Genomic DNA, 14,672 nt, shown 5'->3' with positions numbered 1-14,672 from the left:
TATGAATGATTATGAGAAATTACTTGAAAGGGCCATAGACCAGTTACCCCCTGAAGTATTTGAGACAAAACGTTTCGAGGTCCCCCGGGCATACTCCGTGATACAGGGAAACAGGACCTTCATCCAGAACTTCAGGGAGGTTGCGGATGCCCTCAACAGGGACCCCCAGCACCTGCTCAAGTTCCTTCTAAGGGAACTGGGTACCGCAGGGAACCTTGAAGGCGGAAGGGCCATACTGCAGGGTAAGTTCACCCATTTTCTTATAAATGAAAGGATAGACGACTACGTGAAGAAATTCGTCATATGCCACGAGTGCAACAGACCGGACACTAGGATAATAAGGGAAGGACGAATATCCCTCCTTAAATGCGAGGCCTGCGGTGCAAAAGCCCCCCTCAAGAATGTCTGAAATCATTGAAGGGAGCATGGACAGGAAATGTTCTGTGTAAGGTGCGGTAGATCTGATTCTGAATTATTTAAGGGCCTCTGCAGGGACTGTTTCCTGGAGGAGTACAGTATCCTCAGCATACCCGAGAGGATAGACGTCAACATATGCAGCCACTGCCACTCCAAACTCGTAAGCGGCCGATGGCTGGATGAGGGTCTCCCTGAAGAGGAAATCATATACAGGGCCCTTGAGGACAACATATCCTGGGAGCCCCCTGTGGAGGACCCTGAGATTGAACTTGAAATAACCCAGAGGAGGGGCAGCATCTACCGGTGCCATGTGGAGGTTGACGCCGAGGTCCTTGGAAGGAAGATGCACCAGGAATACTGGACCGAGGTCAGGCTCATTAACACTGTATGCCCCTCCTGCAGCAAACAGAGCTCAGGATACTATGAAGCAGTGATACAGCTCAGGGCCGACAGTAGAAGGTTAAGTAAGTCCGAGGTAGAAACTGCCGACAGGATAGTCAAGAGGACGCTTTCAAGGCTATCAAAGAGGGACCGGCTCGCCTACCTACCCAGGAGGGTTGAGGTTAAGGAGGGTGTTGACTACTATATAGGATCCCACAGGTCTGCAAGGAAGGTTACAGGGGCCCTTAAAGAGGAGATGGGTGGGATATCCATGGAATCCCCCCGGCTTATGGGTCAGGATAAATCAACAGGCAGGGGCCTCTACAGGACCTGGATTTCACTCAGACTTGCAGAATTCAGGAAGGGGGACTTCATATCCCACCGGGGCCAGAAGGGTGCTGTGCTGGGCTTCAAGGCCAGTGGCGTGAACGTAAGGGACCTTGAGACAGGGGAGATCAGGACCATCCTCTGGGGTGAATACGATAACATAGAGGTTATAGCCCGTGCAGGGGATGTTAAAAGAACCACCGTGACTTCAAGGTCCCCCACCATGATCCAGGTCCTCCACCCTGAAACATTTGAACCGGTTGACCTTGAAGTGGACAGCCGCACCTCAAAACTGGAGATTGGAGAGGAAGTTCCGGTTATAGAAATCAAAAGAAGACTCTACATCATTGAGGATGATCTGCAGGAGTGATTTTATGGATACAGAATCACGTATAAATCTCATAACACGCGATGTTCTGGAGGTTGTGACCCCTGAGGAGCTCAGGGAGGTTATCAGAAAGGATGAACCCGTGGTCTACACAGGCTATGAACCATCAGGAAGGGTTCACCTTGGACACGCCATAACAGTAAGGAAACTCAGGGAACTCCAGGAGGTGGGCTTCAGGGTTAAGATACTCCTTGCAGATTACCATGCATACCTCAATGGAAAGGGGAGCCTGGAGTCAATAAGGGAAATGGCTGATTACAATCGTGAATGCTTCCTTGCCCTCGGGCTTTCCCCTGAAAGGACAGAGTTCATCCTGGGATCATCCTTCCAGACAGAACCAGAGTACACTGACCTTGTCTACAGGCTCGCCCTCATAACGACACTTGTAAGGGCAAGGAGGAGCATGGCCCAGATAACCCGAGAGGCCAGGGACCATAAGGTTGCCGAGGTCATCTACCCCCTGATGCAGGTGATTGACATGGCCTACCTTGATGTTGACGTTGCCCTTGGCGGTATGGAACAGCGGAAGATACACATGCTGGCAAGGGAGAACCTGCCAAGGCTCGGCTTTAACGCCCCTGTATGCATACACACACCACTGCTCCATGGCATGGATGGCTCCGAGAAGATGTCCTCAAGCAAGGGCAACTTCATTGCAGTGGATGACTCCCCTGATGAGATCAGGGAAAAGGTAAGGAAGGCCTACTGTCCAATGGGTGAGGCTGAGGGCAACCCTGTAGTGGAGATCCTCAGGTACTTCATCAGCCCCCTGCACCCAGAGATAACCATCAGGAGGCCTGAGAAGTTCGGGGGTGACCTTGAGGCTGGATACGATGAAATCATCAAACTCTACACCAGCGGTGAACTCCACCCCCTTGACCTCAAGAATGCAGTCTCAGAGTACCTAGTCGAGATCCTTAAACCTGTAAGGGAATATATGGAAGGTGTCTGAATGCTCTATGATATGAGACTACCACCAGGTATAACACACACCACAATGGCAGAAATAATAAGCAGCTATGAAGTTGAACTGATACAGACAGATGACGGCCCGGTCCTCAGGGGTGAACTTGAGGAACTTGAAAAGGCAAGGGACCATATACTGAGGTTCCTCAACGAAAGGATAAGGGAACTTGAAGGCTAGATCCCCCCGGTGCAGATGCCAAGGTGAGGGGCTATCACCCTCCTTATATCCCTCTGGATGATCCTGACACCCCTTGCAGCGTCAATAACATGGAAGCCCTTCTGATCTGCAAGTTCAAGGTACCTCTCCCTGACCTTCTCAAGGAAGGAGTGGTCCTCGAATTCATCGGTACCGCCACACCTCTCAATGGCGGTCCCTGCATCAATATCAAGAAGAATAACAATGTCGGGTTCGGGTGCGAACCTGTTTATCTCCCTGACCCAGTCCACGGGTCCCTGATAGACCAGGCTTGAATAGTAGCACCTGTCACTTACAATAACGCGGTCAGCCCATTCTTCCCTTATTTTACTGTCCAGAAGTAGCCTGTCGGCTGCAAAGAGAAGGGCGAAGATCCTCTGTTTATCCTCTGACCTCGCATCGGAATCCGTGAGCATCCTCCTTATAAGGGCACCTATCTCTGAATCTGTGGGCTCCCTCACCTCCTCAACACTGAAGCCATTATCCCTTAGCCATCCGGCGATAAGAGCCGCATGGGTTGTCTTCCCGGATCCGTCGATTCCCTCAAAGCATATGTACATGGACTTCAATTGGATTACCCCAGATAAATATACTTGCATATGACACATCTTTATATGATGTAATACACAGAAGTAATTTAAGATAAAAAGTTTGAGGTGGACCATGTCTAAGGCTAGGGTTATGGTGGTGGAAGATGAAAGCATAGTTGCGATTGACATAACCCAGAGACTTGAATCCCTGGGCTATGAGGTAACCGCCACCGCCTCCACCGGCGAAAAGGCTGTTGAAATGGCTAAAAAGACAAAGCCAGACATAATACTCATGGACATAGTTCTTAAAGGAGATATGGATGGTATAGAGGCTGCTGAAGAGATATCAAAACATCTTAAGGTCCTCATAGTTTACATAACCGCCTATTCTGATGAAGAGACCCTTAAAAGGGCCAAGGTAACTGGGCCCTTCGGTTACATAATAAAACCCTTCGAGGACCGCGAACTCCACAGCATCATTGAAGTGGCCCTCTACAAGCATGAACTTGAGAAGAAACTGACCGAGAGCAATGAACTCTTCAGGGCCATACTAACCTCACTTACAGACATACTCTTCACGGTTGACTCCTATGGAACCCTAACCATGGTATCCTCTGGGCCCCTTGAAAGGTATGGACTTTCAGAGGAGGATGTTACGGGTAAGAAGATCCATGAAGTATTCGATGACGATATAAACATGGAGATGGTCAGGAGGGCCCTTGAGGGGGAGTCTGTAAGCTACGAATGGACATGGTCAGCCCATGAAGAATTTCACTTCCAGACGACAATGTCACCGCTCCGCGACTTTGAAGAAAGGATAACCGGAGCTGTAGGGATACACAGGGATGTCACCGAGGCTGCTGCCGCCAGGAAGGCCCTTGAAATGGAGACCATGATAAACAGGAGCCTTGCAGAGTTATCCCGGAAGCTTCTCCAGCCCCTGACACTTGAAGAGATCTTAGAGAGTATCGCTGAAAACGCCATGAAACTGACAGGGAGCCGTTACTCCCTTGCAGGTTTCTTCGAATCCCCCGGCAGACTCAAAAATTACTCCCTCGGAGGGGATGTCCTGGAAGAGTGCCATGTTAAGGGTGAGGGTTCAGAGTACCTTAAGATGGGTGGCCTCTGGGACTGGGTCCTGGAAAACAGAAAGCCAATCATGACCAACAACCCGGGGGAGGACCCGAGGTCAGGGGGTGTCCCTGGGGGTCATGTTGAACTTTCAAACTTCCTTGCAGCACCATCCATCCTCAACGGTGAACTTGCTGGTATAGTTGCAGTTTCAGGGAAGGATGGTGACTACACAGAGAGGGACCTTGAAACCGTTGAACGCCTGGCAGACATATACGCCCTTGCAATACATAGAAAGCTGGAAGAGGATCGTGTGAAGGCCAGTGAAGAGAAAAACAGGGCCCTAGTTGAAAAGTTCCTCAAGATAGTTACAGAGGTCCTTGAGGAGCTGAAATAGGCTATTTTTTAAGATGGAGGATGGAATTTGGAAATCCCCGAGCTCCTTGCACCTGCAGGTTCCCCCAGGGCACTGAAGGTTGCGCTCAATGCAGGGGCTGACGCCGTCTACCTCTCAGGAAAGGACTTCGGTGCAAGGCACTATGCAGAAAACTTCAGCCGGGATGAACTTCAGGAGGCCATCAGGGAGGCCCACCTCCTGGACCGGAAGGTCTATGTCACCCTGAACACCCTCATAAAGAACTCTGAACTCCCTGAGGTGTCTGAATACCTCCAGGACCTCTACAGTATGGGGGCCGATGCCGTTATAATCCAGGACCCTGCACTCCTGGTTCTGAGGGATGAGCTCTCCATTGACATACCATTCCATGCATCAACCCAGATGACCATACACAGCAGGGCCGGTGTGGAGTGGGCTGAAAGGATGAAGATTGACCGGGTGATACTTGCAAGGGAGCTCTCATTTGATGAGGTCCAGGAAATTGTAAGGGCATCGGGTGTTGAGGTTGAAATATTCGTTCATGGAGCCATATGCTACAGTTACTCTGGACAGTGCCTTCTCTCATCCTTCATCGGCGGCAGGAGCGGGAACAGGGGGCGCTGCGCCCAGCCCTGCAGGAAAAGGTATGATCTCGTGCAGCTCCATCCATCAAAAAGAAGAATCTCCCTGGATGATGGATTCCTTCTCTCAACCGCGGACCTCTCAACCTACCGGCGGCTTGACAGAATAGTTGATACCGGTGTTGCGGGCCTCAAGATAGAAGGCAGGATGAGATCACCTGAATACGTGGCGGTGGTGGTTGACGTCTACCGGAGGGCCCTCGACGAAATAAAGGAGGGTGGATGGAAGCCTTCAAGTAAGGAAGCCGAGAGGCTGATGCTGACCTTCAACAGGAAACTCAGCAGGGGTTACCTCTTCGGGGATGATGTGATGGCCCGGGACTACCCCGGGGACAGGGGCCTCCCCATAGGATACGTCAGGGGGTATTCAGGACAGATGCTATCCATAGGGTTAACCTCCAGAACCATCCCTGAGCGGGGCGATGGACTATTCTTTGAGGCAATCGGTAAAGGCCTTTACCTCGGTGAACACAGCATCAGGAACAGGACACTCACCCTCAGGGCCGGGCCGGTTCCCTCAGGTAGCAGGGTTTACCTGACCCGGAGAAGATCCCTTAAGAGATTCGTCGAGGACCTGGAAAAAAGGCCTCCCCTGAAGGTGTGGGATGTTGAAATCTCCTTCACTGTAGATAGCGACGGTCATGTCCTGCTTACAGGGGAAGTATCCGTCCATGGTAAGGTCCTGAGGGAATCTGTTGAAACAGAATTTGAAAGGGCCATCAGAAGGCCCCTTGAACCCGAAACCATAAAGAAGCAGATACTTAAATCAGGTTACAGTCCCTTCAGGTTGATTCTCGCCGATTTCAGTTACCCTGGAGGCCTTTTCGCACCCCTGAGCGAACTTAACAGGATTCGGAGGGAGCTTCTCTCGGGACTTGAGGAGGGTATAATAGATGAGATGGGTTCCTATCCTGAAAGAAACCTGAAGCTCCCAAGAAAAGATAAACATGGCGGTAGAGTCTCAGGGGACCCCTGCATATCCGCCTGTGTTGAAAGCCATGAGGGTATGATATCTGCCCTCGAAGCCGGTGCGGGGAGGGTTTACCTTGAACCACAGGTCCATCTGAACTTCAGGGAATGCGACCCTGGAAAACTTGAGGGCGTCCTCCTGAAGGCTGAAAGGTCCGCCTCAGGGTATGATGCTGAATTTGTCTGGAAATGGCCCGATATAACCCATGAAAGGGTGCTTGAAAGGCTCCTTGAACTTGAAGAGGAACTGTCCCTTGATGTTATGGTTGGTGGTTATGGTGCTGCGGAGCTCCTTGAGGATATGGATGTCAGGGTCTATGGATCAGCATCCCTCAACATATACAACAGGCTCTCCGCTGATCTGATGCATGACATCTTCCATATGCTAACAGTGTCCCCTGAACTCTCCCATGAGGACCTCAGGGGCCTTGAATCAGATGAAATCCTGGTGCACGGAAATCTCACCGCAATGATAAGCAGGGACAACATCTGGAGGGTTCTTCTGGATGACTTCAGGTTCCCGGAGGGTTCCAGATGGGGCCTCAGGGATGGTAGGGGGAAAATTTTTCCTCTTAACCAGCTCCTGAACTGTGAAACGGTTGTTATGAACTCTGCAGAGACCTGCCTCATAGACTTCATGCCATCACTCATTGATGACGGCTTCAGGAACTTTTCTGCTGACTGCCGCGTCCAGACACCTGAGAGGACCTTTAAGATTGTTAAATCCTACGTTGAGGCTGCTGAATCCCCCGATAAAATACCATCCCTTAAGAGGAGTATCTCGGATGGGAGCTGCGGGGGGATAACGGCATCCCACTTCACCAAGGGGCTGAGGGAGTAACTTTTTTTAAATATCATGCAAAGGTTTCATGAACATGTACTAAGTGTTCAGAGCACCCTCTGGCTGCAGCTCCATACTGGTGCAGGATAAATAACTATCTGATGGCCCCATGAATACTTGCCAGATGGACTCTGGATTCATATATATACCCTCAGATCCATAGTGATCCTGATGAACCCAGAGGATTCTGTTGAGTCAGTGCTCATCGGGATAAACGGAATAGGGGAAAAGCTTGCCCGGAAAATAATAGGGGAGTTTGGGGGTGAAGAAGAACTCCTCAGGGCTGTTGAGAACCTGGAAATTGACAGGCTGGCTGCTGTTGAGGGTATAAGTCAGCGCAAGGCTGTTGAAATTACAAGGGCCCTACTGGGAAATCCTGTCAGGAGCTTCCTCAAGACCGAGAGGGCCTTTCAGATACACCAGGAGATAATTGAGAGGATAATGTCCTATGCACATACCGAATATGCTAAAAACCGCATCATGCTCCTCCAGCCCTCCCCTGACATTTCATCTGCAGTGGAACACCTTGAAATGGTGATGAAGTCAAAGGAAATGGTTAACAGGCTCCCTGTTGAAAGAATCAGGCGGCTTCTGAGGAACATCATGAGACCCGAAACACCGAAGGCTATTTTTAACCCTGCAAGGGCCATACTTGTTGAGAACAGGAGGGACTATGATCATATAACGGACCTTGGCCTTAACCGTTACCACCCCGTCATCATCAATCCAGATCCCGGTGAACTTGAAGAGTATGAACTCATAATCTATGTCTACTCAGAGGGGACCCTGGATATTGAGGACGCCTTCAACATCATAATGGTCAGCAGCGACTCGAGTGAACATGAAATCGTACCGGAATCTGTTTTAAACTACTTCAGAAGAAACCTGGATCTCCTGAGGAACGCCCTTGAGCTTAAAAGGATGCTTGGAATGGAGACCTGTCTTGAAGAGGTAATGGCCATAATGGATGATGTTGAGGGCCTGGCAGCAGGGGAAGTTGACATTGAAGATGCCGTTAACTCGGTTAAAGCATGGGCCGATTCAAGGCTCAGGGAGCTTATAAAGAATGTTGACCTGCATGGAGACGAGGTTTTAACCCTCCTTAACCAGGGGATGACCGGTAAACTTGAAAAAATATTTGATGAAGTCCTGGGTGAGGCCAGGGACAGGATAAGGAAACTGACTGGAGTGGACTTCGATCCATTCATACGATCATATCCCCTTAAGATTGATCAGAGGGAACTTGACAGGGTCATCAAACTTGAATCCTCATCAATGTACCTGAAGGAGTTTGAAAGAAAGGTTGAAGCTGCAGGGCGTCTTTCAGAGCTCAGGGATTCTGTTGAAGAGGAGATAAGGGATCTTATGGAATTCGATTATTCCTTCGCCCTTGGACTCTTTGCAGCAGAGTACGGGCTTAAAGAACCTAAATTCGGGGATGAGTTATGCTTTAAGGGGGGACTCCACCTTAAACTTGCAAGATCAGAGAATCCCCAGAGGGTTAATTACAGTATAAGGCAGCCAGAAAATGTGGTGCTCCTTACCGGCGCAAACAGCGGAGGGAAAACAACCCTCCTTGAAACCATAACCCAGATCACCCTCATGGCCCAGATGGGCTTGCCTGTATGTGCGGAGAAAGCCACTGTTAAACCGGTTGAGGAGGTCTATTTTCTCTCAAAGAAAAGGTCACTTGATGCGGGTGCCTTCGAGTCATTCATAAGGACCTTCACACCCGTGACAACAAGTAAGAGCTCCAAACTGATACTCCTGGATGAACTTGAAGCCATAACCGAACTTGAGGCTGCAGTTAAAATCATAGCAACCTTCATAGAGTTCCTTGTTGAATCAGATTCCCTTGCAGTTATAGTCACCCATATGGCCCGTGAAATAGTTAAATACGTTGATGTGAGGGTTGATGGCATCGAGGCTAAGGGTCTTGATGAGAACTACAACCTCATTGTTGATAGAACGCCCCGGATGAACTACCTTGCAAGGAGCACACCTGAACTGATAATAAAGATGATCCATGAGAAATCAGATGATGATCTTAAAGAGGTCTACAGTAGGATACTTGAGAAGTTCCAAAATGAATATTAACATTCAATTACAGATAATCAATCGATGATAACCTCCATCCAGGAGTACCTTGAAGCCCTCAAACATGAGGACACCCAACTCCACAGGACCTTTAAAGTTATTTATGAAGTTACCTCATCAGAGGGATCCCTTAAAATACCTGAAGAAATGCTGAATCTTTTTGATGCCTCCTTTCTTGAATCTGCCAGGGGACAGAGGGTCATCAGCATCTACAATAAGTGGACAGGGGAGGGTGCTCTCTTTAATTCCATGAGGCTCAGGAAACCCGTCCACCACCACACCAGAGATGATTATCACCTGGAAATGCTCATGGACACTTCAGGATGTGACTTCTGCAGCCCTGAAACCCGCACACCAGAAGACGTCTTTGGGAGGATCAGGGGAGAACACTCCATAACAGCCTCCAATATAGCCAAGTATGATGCATGGAGCGGTCTTCTTATTTTTAAAAACCATAATCCCCTTCAATTTAATCTTAATGAATTATCAGATTACCTTAAAACATCTTCAAAGTGGTTTAAAGAGGCTGAAGCGGTTTCTGGATTTAATTATCCCCTTATCATATGGAACTGCCTCCCGAGGGCTGGCGCCTCCCAGGTACACGGACACATGCAGCTCCTCCTTGGACAGAGGCCATATGCACGGATAGGGCTCCTTGACAGGGTAGCAGGGATTTACCGTGCAAAATATGGTTCCTCCTACCATGAAGACGTCTTCAGGGTCCATGAGGCCCTTGGCCTTGGCATTGAATACTGTGATAAAGGGGTCTATGCAAGCATCACACCCGTCAAGGAGAGGGAGATTAACCTGATTTTCAGGTCAGACTATTCTGATGACCTGACCCTCCAGAGGCTTCTATTTAAAATCTTAAGGTATCTGATAGACGTGAAGGATGTCTGCAGTTTCAATTTGATGCTCCACCCGGTAAACGGTGCCATGGAAATTCCGGGCATCATCAGAATCGTTGACAGGGGTCCGATCTCATCCATGTCCTCGGATATTGGGGGTATGGAGCTTTTTGGAAGTTCCGTTATAGGTGAAGACCCCTACAGGTTGATGGATGAGCTCAGGTGTGTCTTGGATGCCTGAATACCTCTTTGATTCACTCCACGACATGGAATATCTAAAGGAACCTGAAGCTGCCATAATAACAGATGTTGATGGTACGATAAGTGAGATAGCACCCACACCGGAATCCGCCAGTGTAGATGATGAGATGAGGAAGGTTCTAGTGGAACTTTCCAGAAGGCACAGGGTCCTTGCATTTATAAGTGGAAGGTCCGTGGCCGATGCCCTCAGGATGGTGGGGGTCCCCGATGCCATCTACGTTGGAAACCATGGACTTGAGTACATCATGGATGGTGAATACCACAGTTTCGGTGAAGCTGAAAGGTACACCCCTATAATAAAAAGGTGCTTGATGGAGCTCAGGGATGAGATCCCTGAAAAGGGTGTGATATTTGAAGATAAGGGGATATGTTCCGCTGTACATTACAGGCAGTGCCGTGACCCTGAGGCGGCACGTGAAATGATACTTGAAACCCTTAAAAATATCCCTGAATCACGGAGGATACGCGTAGACGTCGGGAGAATGATTGTGGAGCTTAAACCCCCCATTGAATATAACAAGGGTGTTATTGTAAGGGAGATCATTGAAAGATACGGTGTGTCCTCTGCAGTGTACCTTGGGGATGATGTGACAGACGCCAATGCATTCAGGGAGCTCAGGAGGATGGAAGCCTCGGGTGAGGTCAGAGCAGCAACCATCATCGTATTATCAAAGGAGATACCCGATGATATAAAGAGCACCGCAGAGTTCTTTGTCTGCAGCGTTGATGAGGTGCTCAAATTTTTTAAATGGTTGCTGGAATGATGGACAAATTACAGGAATTCAAATATTTTTCCAAAAAAACCTTATTAAATAGAAGCCACATACACCTAATGATGACATCTGTGGTTATCATGGCCGGGGGTGAAGGTACAAGGATAAGGCCACTCACCTTCTCAAGGCCAAAGCCCCTGGTTCCCATCGTGAACAGGCCGATACTGGATTATATCTTCCACAGAATAACCTGTTCTGATTATGAAAAGGTTATAATGACCCTCGGGTATCTTAAAAACCAGATAGAATCCTATGCAGAATCCAGATATCCCGATGTCGATTTCCGGTTCCATGTAGAGAAAAAACCGCTTGGCACTGCTGGTGGTGTTAAGGCAGCTTCAGGACATATTGATGAAACATTCATAGTCCTCAGCGGTGACGTGCTCTTTGACCTTGACCTTAAGTCCCTTCTGAATTTTCATCGAAGCAGAGACGCCCTTGTCACCATAGCCCTCACACCCGTTGAAGACCCATCACACTATGGTATAGCAATACTTGACAGTGAAATGAAAATAAAGAGGTTCCATGAAAAACCCCGCCCCCATGAAGCCTTCAGTAAAATAGCAAATGCTGGAATCTATGTTATGGAACCTGAAATTCTTGATAAAATACCCTCAGGACCGGTTGATTTTTCAAAGGATGTCTTTCCAGAGTTAATAGAGGAGGATATGGGGGTCTACGGGTTCGTCTTCGATGGTTACTGGAATGATGTTGGTAAACCCGACACCTTCCTGAGGGCTAACCATGACGTTCTGAAGGGTTACCTGAAGCCCGACCCACCAGGTGAACTCATAAATGAAAGGCCCGGTCAGTTCGGGAATATATGGGTTGGTGAAGATGTCCGGATCGGCAGAAGGGTCCGTATCACCGGGCCCGCCGTCATCGGTGACGGTGCGGAGATAGGTGAGGGTGCATTCATAGGCCGAAACACCGTTCTTGGATCAGGCGTCAGCGTTGGTAGAGGAAGCATCATAAAGGGTTCGGTTATATTTGATGGTGGATCAATTGGAAGATCCTCTCACCTTATAAACTGCATCCTTGATGATGGCTCCGTAATCTCAGAGGAGTGCGTTATTGACAGGTGCGCCATGGTGGGCAGGGATGTTGAGATTGGGCCGGGCACGGTTATCAGATCCCGGCGAAGAATACGTGATAGGATCAGGATCATCCCGGGTTCACTCGTTGATTCCGATTACCTTATGAGGGGTGGTTAGGATGGCTGTCTATGTGCAGGATATAAGGGGAACTGTTAACAGGGATATAGACTGTGCATTCGCCCTTAACCTCGGGATGCTCATAGGAGACTATCTGAGGCCTGGAAGTGTTCTTATTGGGCGTGACGCCTACACACCCTCCCAGATGATAAAAAGGGCTATTGGAACCGGTCTGATGGCTGCAGGTATTGATGTAACTGACTTTGGGGTGGTTACAGTTCCCGTGATGCATCATAATCTCCAGGACCTTGACGCCAACCTCATGATAAATGTGTCCCGGTCACCGCTCAGGGCGGATGAGATAAATATAAAGATCCTCAGCAATCATGAAATACCCCTTGAACAGCGCCCCACAGGCCATGTGCCATGGAATAAGCTCGGGAAACTGAGATACTTGGACAACTACGCTGAATCCTATATTGAATCCGCCCTTGGTCTGATATCCTCTGCTGTGAAGGATACAGGCTTCATGGTCGTACTTGGCTTTGATGAAGGATCCCCCCCGGGAATTGAAGGTGAGATCCTTAATCTGCTCGAATGTCAGACTGTTAATGTAAGCTTCAGAGGATCTCTTTTCGGTGAAAGCTTCCCCCTTATCAATTCTTCCACCATATCAATGATTTCAGATATCGTGAAGGCCAGCGGTGCCGATATGGGGGTGGTGCTGGATAATGATCGGGACAGCGTATTTTTCATTGATGAAAGGGGGAATCCTATCAGGGACCAGACAGTTCTCTCCATTTTTGCAAAGCATTACCTAAAGGACCATGATGGGCCAATAGTATCCTCTGTGGTCTCATCAAGATCCCTTGAAGGAGTTAGCGGCGGGAGGCTCATCAGAACATCAGTGGACAGGGTGCTGAAGGAGGTTTATGAGAGGAGGGCTGTCTTTGGGGGGGATGAACCAGGAATGTACATCTTCCCTGAATTCCAGTACTGCTTTGATGGTACATTCGCCATTTTAAAGATGCTTGAGATAATGGCAGAGGAAAAAATGACCCTCAGTCAGCTTAAATCAGATATAGATGAGTACAGCCGGGTTGAATTCAGCGTGGACTGTCCCAATGAACTCAAGGATGCTGTGATCCAGAGACTGGTGAAATACTTCAGGGATAAGGAACCTGAGTTATGTGACGGTATAAGGGTTGAAGAGCCATCCTGCTTTATGCTTATAAGGGCCTCAAGATTTGAGCCCGCCTTAAGGATTTACATTGAATCAGAATCCTCTGAAAAAACCCAGAATAAGGCCCTGGATATCATGAAGCTTATAGAAACCCTTATGGGTGATATGAATGACTAAAGTACTGCAGGAACACCTTATGAAGTTTCTGGAAGATAAAAACCTTATAATAGTATCCAACAGAGGTCCTGTGGAATTTTCCAGGGATAATGGTAAGATTTTTATGAAAAGGGGTGCTGGAGGCCTTGTTTCAACAATACTTCCCCTTGTTGAAAGGTTTGAGGGCGTCTGGGTCTCCAGTGCAATGACACTTGAGGATGCGGAAGTTGCACTGGGTTACCCTGAAAACAGGGTGCCCGTGCCTCTGGATGATCCTAAATTCAATGTTTCATTCGTGGTTGTGGATCGTGAAGTATACGAGGATTACTACAGTGTCATAAGCAACCCCCTCCTATGGTTCCTTCAGCATTACATGTGGAATACCCCCTATGGTCCTGATATTGATGAAAGGATATATGATGCATGGGATAAGGGTTATGTGCATGTTAACAGGGAATTTGCATCCAGAGTTATTCAGGAGGTGGATAAAAACGATAAAGAACCCCTTATAATGCTGCAGGATTATCATCTATATCTCTGCCCTGGTTTCATAAAAAAGGAGATGCCTGAGGTATTTTTAAGTCACTTCATACATATCCCCTGGCCACAGCGGGACTACTTTAAAATTCTGCCTGAAGGGATGAGGGATGCCATAATGGAGGGTCTCCTCTCAAACAGGATTCTTGGTTTTCACATAGACAGGTACTGTAATAATTTCCTTGAATGCTGTGAAGATTCCGGTTATGATGTTGATTATGAGGAGCGATCCGTTATCAGGGATGGTGAGAGGACCTTTGTGAAGAGTTATCCAATATCCATTGATCCTGAAAGTATATACCGGACAGCAAATTCTCATCTGGCCATGGAAAAGGAGGATCTTGTTAAGAGGCTGAAGGGTGATATGTTCCTAATTTACCGTACAGACAGGGCGGATTTGAGTAAAAATATAATAAGGGGTTTCAAAGCCTATGAACTCTTTCTGAGGGAACATCCTGAATTTCATGGTAGGGTGAAGTTCCTGGCAACCGGTAAGCCAACAAGGCAGCAGATAAGGGAATACAGAGAATACATGGATAAAATCAGTGAACCCGTAGATG

The 14,672-nt window shown here is 48.3% G+C and carries 13 protein-coding genes (1 of these 13 cut by a window edge); 12 read left to right on the top strand and 1 reads right to left on the bottom strand.

Annotation, left to right across the window (positions count from 1 at the left end):
* Nucleotide 1: 1 nt before the first annotated feature.
* Genes FZP57_RS01450 through FZP57_RS01435 form a run of 4 tightly spaced genes read left to right on the top strand, consistent with a single transcriptional unit; the run spans nucleotide 2 to nucleotide 2,657 of the window.
* Nucleotides 2-409 carry a translation initiation factor IF-2 subunit beta gene (locus tag FZP57_RS01450; RefSeq protein WP_074358449.1) on the top strand — a complete coding sequence of 136 codons (408 nt, stop codon included), beginning with the start codon at nucleotides 2-4 and terminating at the stop codon, nucleotides 407-409.
* Between the two features lie 27 nt (nucleotides 410-436).
* Nucleotides 437-1,495 carry a 60S ribosomal export protein NMD3 gene (locus tag FZP57_RS01445; protein WP_074358448.1) on the top strand — a complete coding sequence of 353 codons (1,059 nt, stop codon included), beginning with the start codon at nucleotides 437-439 and terminating at the stop codon, nucleotides 1,493-1,495.
* Between the two features lie 4 nt (nucleotides 1,496-1,499).
* Nucleotides 1,500-2,465: a tyrosine--tRNA ligase gene (locus tag FZP57_RS01440; RefSeq protein ID WP_191216358.1), complete on the top strand. Its 966-nt coding sequence runs from the start codon at nucleotides 1,500-1,502 to the stop codon at nucleotides 2,463-2,465.
* On the top strand, nucleotides 2,466-2,657 hold the full coding sequence (locus FZP57_RS01435) for a hypothetical protein (RefSeq protein WP_074358446.1): 192 nt from the start codon (nucleotides 2,466-2,468) through the stop codon (nucleotides 2,655-2,657).
* Here FZP57_RS01435 and tmk read toward each other — a convergent pair.
* Nucleotides 2,654-3,235 carry a dTMP kinase gene (tmk, locus tag FZP57_RS01430; RefSeq protein ID WP_074358445.1) on the bottom strand — a complete coding sequence of 194 codons (582 nt, stop codon included), beginning with the start codon at nucleotides 3,233-3,235 and terminating at the stop codon, nucleotides 2,654-2,656. The two genes, FZP57_RS01435 and tmk, sit on opposite strands and share 4 nt — an antisense overlap.
* Nucleotides 3,236-3,338: 103 nt before the next feature.
* Here tmk and FZP57_RS01425 point away from each other — a divergent pair, with 103 nt between their 5' ends.
* From FZP57_RS01425 to FZP57_RS01390, 8 genes are all read left to right on the top strand, one after another.
* A complete protein-coding gene (locus FZP57_RS01425; protein ID WP_191216357.1) occupies nucleotides 3,339-4,673 on the top strand; it encodes a response regulator in 1,335 nt (444 codons plus the stop codon).
* Between the two features lie 27 nt (nucleotides 4,674-4,700).
* On the top strand, nucleotides 4,701-7,103 hold the full coding sequence (locus FZP57_RS01420) for a U32 family peptidase (RefSeq protein WP_191216356.1): 2,403 nt from the start codon (nucleotides 4,701-4,703) through the stop codon (nucleotides 7,101-7,103).
* Nucleotides 7,104-7,274: 171 nt separating this feature from the next.
* Nucleotides 7,275-9,200: a helix-hairpin-helix domain-containing protein gene (locus FZP57_RS01415; RefSeq protein WP_145924505.1), complete on the top strand. Its 1,926-nt coding sequence runs from the start codon at nucleotides 7,275-7,277 to the stop codon at nucleotides 9,198-9,200.
* Nucleotides 9,201-9,224: 24 nt separating this feature from the next.
* Entirely contained in the window at nucleotides 9,225-10,289 is a 1,065-nt protein-coding gene (locus FZP57_RS01410; protein ID WP_074358442.1) for a hypothetical protein, read from the top strand.
* Nucleotides 10,282-11,073 (top strand): trehalose-phosphatase, encoded by a 792-nt coding sequence (gene otsB, locus FZP57_RS01405; RefSeq protein ID WP_074358441.1) that lies wholly within the window; start codon nucleotides 10,282-10,284, stop codon nucleotides 11,071-11,073. Before FZP57_RS01410 ends, otsB begins: the two co-directional genes overlap by 8 nt.
* Nucleotides 11,074-11,162: 89 nt before the next feature.
* Complete coding sequence (locus FZP57_RS01400; RefSeq protein WP_238338003.1) at nucleotides 11,163-12,296, top strand: NDP-sugar synthase; 1,134 nt, start codon at nucleotides 11,163-11,165, stop codon at nucleotides 12,294-12,296.
* 1 nt (nucleotide 12,297) lies between these two features.
* On the top strand, nucleotides 12,298-13,596 hold the full coding sequence (locus tag FZP57_RS01395) for a phosphomannomutase (RefSeq protein WP_238337944.1): 1,299 nt from the start codon (nucleotides 12,298-12,300) through the stop codon (nucleotides 13,594-13,596).
* Nucleotides 13,589-14,672, top strand: the 5' portion of a protein-coding gene (locus tag FZP57_RS01390; RefSeq protein ID WP_191216353.1) for a trehalose-6-phosphate synthase. It continues 404 nt past the right edge of the window; 1,084 of the gene's 1,488 nt are visible here — the first part of the coding sequence; its start codon is at nucleotides 13,589-13,591; the stop codon falls past the right edge of the window. Before FZP57_RS01395 ends, FZP57_RS01390 begins: the two co-directional genes overlap by 8 nt.

This window comes from Methanothermobacter sp. THM-1, from assembly GCF_009914355.1.
Taxonomy (GTDB): Archaea; Methanobacteriota; Methanobacteria; order Methanobacteriales; family Methanothermobacteraceae; genus Methanothermobacter; species Methanothermobacter wolfei.
Note: the sequence above shows the minus strand (reverse complement) of the source record. Positions and strands in the feature narration are given on the sequence as shown.

What these genes read in the sequence shown, in the direction of transcription:
- FZP57_RS01450 (WP_074358449.1), top strand. Translation starts at nt 2, where the DNA reads ATGAATGATTATGAGAAATTACTTGAAAGGGCCATAGACCAGTTACCC.
- FZP57_RS01445 (WP_074358448.1), top strand. Translation starts at nt 437, where the DNA reads ATGTTCTGTGTAAGGTGCGGTAGATCTGATTCTGAATTATTTAAGGGC.
- FZP57_RS01440 (WP_191216358.1), top strand. Translation starts at nt 1,500, where the DNA reads ATGGATACAGAATCACGTATAAATCTCATAACACGCGATGTTCTGGAG.
- FZP57_RS01435 (WP_074358446.1), top strand. Translation starts at nt 2,466, where the DNA reads ATGCTCTATGATATGAGACTACCACCAGGTATAACACACACCACAATG.
- tmk (WP_074358445.1), bottom strand. Translation starts at nt 3,235, where the DNA reads ATGTACATATGCTTTGAGGGAATCGACGGATCCGGGAAGACAACCCAT.
- FZP57_RS01425 (WP_191216357.1), top strand. Translation starts at nt 3,339, where the DNA reads ATGTCTAAGGCTAGGGTTATGGTGGTGGAAGATGAAAGCATAGTTGCG.
- FZP57_RS01415 (WP_145924505.1), top strand. Translation starts at nt 7,275, where the DNA reads ATGAACCCAGAGGATTCTGTTGAGTCAGTGCTCATCGGGATAAACGGA.
- FZP57_RS01410 (WP_074358442.1), top strand. Translation starts at nt 9,225, where the DNA reads ATGATAACCTCCATCCAGGAGTACCTTGAAGCCCTCAAACATGAGGAC.
- otsB (WP_074358441.1), top strand. Translation starts at nt 10,282, where the DNA reads ATGCCTGAATACCTCTTTGATTCACTCCACGACATGGAATATCTAAAG.
- FZP57_RS01400 (WP_238338003.1), top strand. Translation starts at nt 11,163, where the DNA reads ATGGCCGGGGGTGAAGGTACAAGGATAAGGCCACTCACCTTCTCAAGG.
- FZP57_RS01395 (WP_238337944.1), top strand. Translation starts at nt 12,298, where the DNA reads ATGGCTGTCTATGTGCAGGATATAAGGGGAACTGTTAACAGGGATATA.